The organism is Coriobacteriia bacterium, from assembly GCA_014859305.1.
GTDB lineage: Bacteria > Actinomycetota > Coriobacteriia > Anaerosomatales > Kmv31 > Kmv31.
In genome coordinates, this window is record JACUUM010000012.1 from 38,145 (window position 1) to 44,731 (window position 6,587).

The window sequence follows — 6,587 nt, forward strand, 5'->3', positions numbered from 1 at the left end:
CGCTCACTGCTGTCCTGACGCGGCGGGACCGAGCCTGATCGCCAGCACCGCCACGTCGTCTTTGAGCTCACCGCCGCACGCGTCTATGGCGTGGCGCATCACCGCGTCCACGACCTCCCGAGGTTCCTGCGCGGACAGTGTCACCAGCAGGGGCTCGAGGTCCTCCTCGACGGGACCGCCGGACCTGCGCGTCTCCACGAGGCCGTCCGTGTACATCAGCAGCAGGTCACCGCGCTCGAGGGCGGTCTCCCGCCCGGGATACTCCATCCCCTCGAAGACCCCGAGCAGGCCGGCGCTCCTCTGGAGACGCTCCACGCCGCCCGTCCCTCTCAGCACGAACGGTCCGGGGTGACCGGCGGAGGCGTAGCGCAACGAGCCGCTCTCGAGCTCCAGCATGCCGAGGAAGACCGTGACGAAGGAGCCGATCTCCAAGCGCCGCCTGAGGGAATCGTTGGCGGTAGCGAGGATGCGGGAGGGAGAGGCGCCCTCCATCGTCTCCGACCGCACCACGTTCTTGACCATCGAGGTGAGCGCCGCGGCTTCCACTCCCTTGCCGGAGACGTCGCCGATGAGCAACGCCACCTGCCCGTCCGTCTCGAACACGTCGTAGAAGTCCCCGCCTACGCGGGCCAGCTCGCTGGCCGTGCGATACCCGTGGGCGATGTCCAGACCCTCTATCCGCTGCGGCGGCTGCAGCATCGCGTCCTGCAACGTCTCCGCGATCCGCCGCTCCGAGTGGTACAGCCTCGAGTTCTGGAAGGCGATCGCGGCCGCCCGCGCGAGCTCGTGCACGAAGGCGAGCTGGGCCGGCGAGTAGTCCCCGGGAGCGGCGCCGGCGAACGCTATCACGCCGGCGAGCGAGCCGTTCACGAGCAGCGGGACGGCCAGCATCCTGCGCATGCCTTGAGCGGCCATCCCTCCTTCGGCGAAGAGGGGGTCCCGTCGCGCGTCGGGAACCACCACCGGGCGTCGCAGCTCCACGGCCATGCGGATGTGGGGCCAATCGGCCGGCTCGAACGGCTCGAACGCCGGCTGCCGCGCTTCGCAGCGCGGCACCCACGACCAACGGCGCTCGGTGCCCAGGACGAGCGCCGAGGCGTCGGCCTTCAGCAGCTTCGCCGCTGACGCGATGATCGGCGGCAGTACCCTCTCGGCGTCGAACGTGGAATGGAGCCGCCGGGTGAGGCTGCTCAGTGCCGCGGCGTACCGGCCGTGCAGCACCTCCTCGGTCACGTCGGCGACCGAGAAGACGAAGCCCCGAAGCCGGCCTTTGTTCATGACGGGCCGCAGGCTCCAGTTCCAGTACGACGTGCCGGCCTGGTCGTCGCAGCCGAGCGCGTCGGGCCAGCTCCGATACTCCGCGGAAGATCTGAGCTCTCTCGCCCGTTCGGCGGTGGCGAGCACATCCGCGTTGCGGACCACCTCGGACAGGTGGCGCCCGCGGAGTTGTCCCTCGGTGAGCCCGACACGGGCCTGGAAGGTGGAGTTCGCCGCGACGAAGTCGAGGCGCGCGTCGAGATAGGCGAGGTGGGCGTCGGTGTTCTCCATGATGGTCCGGAGGAGGCCGACGGGTATGAGGTCCGCCAGCCCCGTGCGGAAGACCAGGATCACGAGCACGAGGTTGCCTATCGGCTGCAGCGCCGGCGCGGCGAGCGCCTGGGCCACGGTCTCCGAAGCCAGATGCGTGACGTCGCGCGTCATCCACAAGACGCTGCCGGCGTACGGGATCGCCGCGGTGATCCCGAGGGCGAGGACGTCGGCCTGGCGTCCCTCCGGCCTCCTCCACAGCACCGAAAGGAACAGCAGGAAGCCGACCGTGCCCAGCGCCGAACCCGACACGTGGTGGATCCGGGCGAGCGGGCCGTAGATCACCGTGTCGGCCTGGGAGACGACGAACAGCCGGTGCCACGTGTTCGTGAGCGCTGCCGCCAACGTGAACGCGAGCGGCACGTGCGCGGCGACCAGCCGCCATCCGCGCGTCCAGCGCCTCAACCCCGCCGCCTCCGCCCCGAACAGGAACCAGTACGTGGGCGTCGCCGCGGCGCCTAAGACCAGCGCGCCGAGAACGAAGTACGCCTGCGACCCCGGCGACGCCAGCGCGGGGTCGAGCCGCGGGCTCACGTTGAGACGAAGGAAGTAGCCGGCGCTCCATGCCACGGCCGATACGTTCAGGAGGATGAAGAAGGCGGTGACCCGGGTGTGGCGGACAGGGACGACGACGGCGACCACCACCAGCACGGCGCTGAGAACCGTGCTGACGAGCGGCAGCAAAGAGACCGCGCTCACCATCGGCAGAGACCGCTCCCCCTCCGCGGCCGAGCGAGACGAGCGCGAACCGGCACCGGCTATGCCTACGCCGCGGCCGGCCGCTCCTCGGTCGTATAACGCCGCTTCAGTCGGCCTACGTCCGCCTCGAAGGGGCCGCTCCCCGCGGGGTGGACCTCCACGATCGGGTCCGCGATCCGCCGGTTCGCGAGATACTGATCGCGATACTCGCTGTTCACCCGCTGAAGCCCCTCCACTATTGCGCGATGATACACCTTCGCCGCTTCGTCGGCTTCATTCTTCTTAAGGCCCGGAGCGCGGTGCTCCAACGCGATCCTGAAGCGCCCGTCCACGACGCTCAGCTTGTGGCCGAGGATCTCACGGTCGCCGACCTCGGCCAGCACCGCGATGATGTTCTCGGGATAGACGTTCGCCCCGCCTACGACCACCGTCCCGTCGGCCCGGCCGTAGCAGTACAGGAAGGGCAGGCGCCAGACGTCTCCTCGCGAGTAGCCACGCTCCTCCATGAGCGCGCACGGGTCGTAGCCGTGCTCCCTGAGAACCTGCGTCACGCTCTCGTACGGGATCACGCCTCCGAGGTCGTGGATCGCGTAGCGCACCAGCGGGGTCGCCGAGTCGACGGTGAAGATCAGTTCGTCGTCGATCCGCTCCACGTACGCGGAGCCCGGATCGTACTGGAACAGGTCGGGGGGCGACTCGGAACCGAACAAGTCGCGGGACAGCTGGACGTCGTGCATGCACAGCCGCCGGACGAGCACCGTGAGCGGGTACTCTTGCGCCACGCTCGCTCCCAGGTCCGCCGCTCCGTAGCCTCCCATGATCCCGAGGAGGTCGGTGTCGGGGTCCCTGCCGAGCATCTTCACGACGCGGTCCCGCCACTCCTCGGGAAAGCCTTCGCCGGTCGTGCCGAGGCGGACGTTGTAGCGCTCCCACCGGATCCCCGTGGCCGCTCCCCGGTCGAGCACCTCCTTGAGGAACGGCGGGTACCCGAACATGACCGTCTGCTCGTAGGCCGGGGCGAGGTCTCGCACGATCTGGAGGATCTCCTCGATGTTGACGCCGGGAGTGATGGCCGTGACGGGGTACTTGCCCGAGAGCGCGATGTCCCTGAGGATCGTCGCCATCTTCACGCCCCCCACCCACGTCCCGAGCGCGAAGGTCGAGATGAACAGCGTGGGGACCTCATGGATCCGGTAGTACATGCGAAAGCCCATGTCCACCTGGGACACGAGGTCCCTGTCCTGCTCGGGCAGCCTGGGCCAGTAGTAGCAGCCACCGGAAACCCCCGAGCTCCTCTCGATGACGTACGTGCGGCTGATCCGACCACCCACGCACCGGTCCGCCAGGGAGTAGCGGTCGATGAACGTGCGCTTCGTCGTGAGCGGCAGGTCGCCGAAGCGCTCCCACGACGCCGCTTCGGGGTCGACGCCGTTGTCCGTGAGGAACGCCGGGTAGGCTCGAGTCCGCTCCAGCGCACTGCGCAGGACGCGCCGTGCGTAGGCCGCCCCCCGGCGCTCATGCACCGATGGGGAGACGCGGGACATGACGAAGCGCGTGAGGGCCGGGTTCGAGGCGATGATCCTTCGGACCGACATGGCGTCCTCCCTGCACCCGGGGTGGGTGCATGCCGAAGTCGCCCGCAGGCGAACCCGGGCATACGTCGGAATCGGCACGCCGGCGCGAAGACTGTGCGACGGACGTCACACGACCGGGGACGGCGGATCGGCCGCGGCGCGGGGCCGCGTCCTCACTCGAGCGGCTGGGTCTCCGCCAGCCACTCCACGATCGTCTCCCGCTCCTCGGGCATCACGTCCATGCCGTGTGCCTCCATTCGGCGCACGGTGGACTCCCAGCCGCGCCGGTCCTTGCGCGCGTCGTGGACCTCCGACGGCCGATGACAGCGGTAGCACTCGACCTGCACCAGCCGCGCGCCGGCAGGTTGCCGGAGCCACAGCGCGGGGCGGCCAACGCGAGCGCCGCGAGCACGGCAGCGAGCACGCCGACGCGCCTGGGGCGATGCTCGTCCTTGGCCATGCGCCCTCCTCCCCGGTTCGGATGCCGTCGATGCTTCCTACCCTCCGGGTGCGGGTACCCGGCACGCATAGCTGCCCGGCATCGACGGACCGCCCCGTTGGTCGGCGACGAAGAGGGGTATTGGCAGATGACCGGCCGACCGAGGGAGCGGGACCCATGGATCGGCGCACGACCGGCGAGGATACGCTGCGCGAGGTGACCTCGGCGCTGGACGAGGGCATCTTCGTCGTGGACGGCGCGTGCCGGCTCGTGTTCATGAACGCCACCGCCGAGCGGCTGCTGGGCTGGACGGAGGACGACCTCCTCGGCACGACGAACGTACACGAGGTCATCCACAAGTCGGGCGAGCCGCCGGTGCCCTCCGCGCTCGAGAAGTGCCGGGTGCTCGAGGTCGCCCGCAGCGGCGCGCCGTACCGCTCCGACGACGAGACCTTCGTGCGCAAGGACGGCTCGACGTTCCCCGTGTCGCTCGTGGTGACGCCGCTCGTCGAAGACGGCGTCGTGACGAGCGCGATCGTGGTGTTCAGCGACATCACGCGGGACAGGGTCGCGCAGCAGGCGCTGCGGCGCAGCGAGGCGAACTACCACGCTCTGTTCAACGCGGTCAACGACGCCATCTTCGTCCACGACGCCGAGACCGGCGCGATCCTCGACGTGAACCGGAAGACGACGGAGATGTACGGCTACACCCCGGACGAGGCCCGCCAACGCACGGTTGCGGATCTCAGCGCCGACGTGCCGCCGTACACGATCGGACGGGCGGTCGAGCGCGTCCGGAAGGCGGCCGCGGGCGAGCCGCAACTCTTCGAGTGGCTCGCCAAGGACAGGAGCGGGCGACAGTTCTGGGTCGAGGTGAACCTGAAGCACGTGGCGCTCGGTGAGCGCGACAGGGTGGTCGCCACCGTGCGCGACGTCAGCGGGAGGAAGCGAGCCGAGGAAGCGTTGCGCGAGAAGGACCGGGCGATCCGGCGCGCGTACACCGACGTGATCGCGGCGGTGACCGGGGGACGGCTCGTGCTGATGACGCCCGACGAGGTCGAGCGCTCCTTGGGGGAACCGCTGTCCCCGGGGATGCGAGTGAGGTCGTTCGAGGAGCTCGCCGAGTCCAGGCACGTCATACGGGCGATCGTCGGCGACGCCTTCCCCGGGATCCCCCTGAACGATGTCGTGCTGGCTTCCGGCGAGGCGCTCACCAACGCGGTCAAGCACGCCGGCGGCGGGACGTACCGTCTGCTCCGGCAGGACGGCTGCCTCCAGGTCTCGATCTTCGACCAAGGACCCGGCATCGACTTCCGCTACCTTCCGAAGGCGACCCTGACGGCGGGGTTCTCCACCAAGCCGTCGCTGGGCATGGGCTTCACGATCATGCTCGAGCTCTGCGAGCGGGTGATGCTCACCACGCAACCCGGCAACACCACCGTCGTCCTGGAGATGGCGCGCGAGTGACCGCGGCAGGCGCGGGGCACCGGATGTGGCGATCCGGCGGCGGCGCGGGCAGCCGGCGCCACCGCTGGCCAGCCTAGCGCCCCTCGTCCTCGGCCCTCCCGACGTACTCGAGACCCAGGATCGCCACGTCGTCGGCGAGCCGTCCTGCGGCGTACTCGAGGACCGCCGCCATGATCTCGTCGCTCAGCCGGCGCGCGTCCCCTGCACCCGAGCGCTCGACGAGCCGGCGCAGGCGTTCCCGGCCGAAGGGCTCGCCGCCACGTGTGGCGTCGACGACGCCGTCCGTGTAGAGAACGAGCCCCTCCCCGTGTCCGAGCCGTAGCTCGACGAGGTCGAACAGGGTATCCGGTTCGACCCCGAGCGGAAGGTTGGCGGGCAAGCCGACCAGTCCGCAGCCCCCGCGGAGCACACGACGGGCAGCTCGTGGCCGGCGGAAACGAGGGCGACCGTGCCTTCTGTCGTGTCCAGCACCCCGAGCACGGCCGTCACGAACTGGCCCTCCTCGAGGTCGCGGCTCAGCACGACGTTCGCCCGCCGCAACACCTCCCCAGGATCGGCACCATCGTGGGCGAGCGCCCGGATCGTGCTCTTGACCTGCATTGTGGTCGCCGCGGCAGTGAGCCCTTTGCCGGAGACGTCTCCGAGCAGGAACGCGATGCGCCGTTCGCCGACACCGAAGACGTCGTAGAAATCGCCTCCTATCCTGGCGAGCTCGGAGGACGCCCGATAGCCGTGGGAGACGCGGACTCCCTGTATCACCTGGGGCAGCCCCAGCCGCTTCGTCCAGGCGATGAGGTCGGACGCCACGAGCACGAGTTCGA

At 69.8% G+C, this 6,587-nt stretch carries 5 protein-coding genes; 1 reads left to right on the top strand and 4 read right to left on the bottom strand.

The features are described from left to right. Window positions 1-3 precede the first annotated feature (3 nt). From IBX62_03485 to IBX62_03495, 3 genes are all read right to left on the bottom strand, one after another. Window positions 4-2,289, bottom strand: a complete 2,286-nt coding sequence (locus IBX62_03485) for a SpoIIE family protein phosphatase (protein ID MBE0476144.1) — start codon at window positions 2,287-2,289, stop codon at window positions 4-6. A 62-nt stretch (window positions 2,290-2,351) separates the two neighbouring features. After that, window positions 2,352-3,881 carry a phenylacetate--CoA ligase family protein gene (locus IBX62_03490; GenBank protein MBE0476145.1) on the bottom strand — a complete coding sequence of 510 codons (1,530 nt, stop codon included), beginning with the start codon at window positions 3,879-3,881 and terminating at the stop codon, window positions 2,352-2,354. 152 nt (window positions 3,882-4,033) lie between these two features. Next, window positions 4,034-4,207 carry a hypothetical protein gene (locus tag IBX62_03495; GenBank protein ID MBE0476146.1) on the bottom strand — a complete coding sequence of 58 codons (174 nt, stop codon included), beginning with the start codon at window positions 4,205-4,207 and terminating at the stop codon, window positions 4,034-4,036. Window positions 4,208-4,476: 269 nt separating this feature from the next. Here IBX62_03495 and IBX62_03500 point away from each other — a divergent pair, with 269 nt between their 5' ends. Further along, entirely contained in the window at window positions 4,477-5,766 is a 1,290-nt protein-coding gene (locus tag IBX62_03500; GenBank protein ID MBE0476147.1) for a PAS domain S-box protein, read from the top strand. A 183-nt stretch (window positions 5,767-5,949) separates the two neighbouring features. Here the strand turns inward: IBX62_03500 and IBX62_03505 are convergent. After that, window positions 5,950-6,587: serine/threonine-protein phosphatase (locus IBX62_03505; GenBank protein ID MBE0476148.1), on the bottom strand; the 638-nt coding region annotated here is incomplete at its 5' end.